Source organism: Clostridia bacterium, from assembly GCA_036654455.1.
Classification (GTDB): Bacteria; Bacillota; Clostridia; order Christensenellales; family CAG-314; genus JAVVRZ01.
This window is the reverse complement of sequence record JAVVRZ010000016.1, coordinates 1-724: the sequence shown is the minus strand read 5'-3', so window position 1 is coordinate 724 and position 724 is coordinate 1. Positions and strand designations below refer to the sequence as shown.

At 24.9% G+C, this 724-nt stretch carries 1 protein-coding gene and 1 tRNA gene; both read right to left on the bottom strand.

The window, feature by feature from the left end:
• Positions 1-205 (bottom strand): hypothetical protein (locus tag RR062_06165; protein ID MEG2027284.1); only part of this gene is annotated, 205 nt, incomplete at its 3' end.
• 147 nt (positions 206-352) lie between these two features.
• A tRNA-Ser gene (locus tag RR062_06160) sits at positions 353-440 on the bottom strand.
• Between the last annotated feature and the right edge of the window lie 284 nt (positions 441-724).

Genomic DNA, 724 nt, shown 5'->3' with positions numbered 1-724 from the left:
CGTAAATTTCCAACATTTGTTTTGGTTCACTTATCTCAATCTTATCAGTAAAATTCTCTTTATCTTTGCAAATAAAATTCATCGTGATAGAAACTATTTCATTAGATGCAAACGTAAGATCTATAATAGGCCAATTTAATGTATTGACTCCACAACCAGTTAATACGAAAAAACTAACTAAAATTAATAAGAGTTTACTTTTCATATTTCAACTCCTTTGTTATATTACTATCTTAATCAGAAAAATAGAGATATTAAATAGAAATCGTTTTCGTTGTTTTGATATTATAGTTTCAATAAAGCTTTGCTAAAAATTCTGTGTCAATATAAAAAAATAAATATAAATATTAGATGGCGGAGAAAGAGGGATTTGAACCCTCGCAGGTATTACCTCTATCAGTTTTCGAGACTGACCCCTTCAGCCGCTTGGGTATTTCTCCGTTACAAATAATATTATACATAAATTTAATATTAACTTATATTGAAATTTTGATTAATAAAATATGAATAAGTTAATATTAAATTTATAAAGAACAAAGCGCAGATAAATGATTATATTATTAATATAATCTTCGTGTATAATATTTTATATGGAAAGAATGATAATAGTTGTTGCGATATGTGCATTTTCGATAATTAGTGTATCTATTTTATTTATTATTTTATATGTGTTTTCAAGAACAAGAAGTAGTAAACAATACGTAAATAGTTTTTTCTATACTAT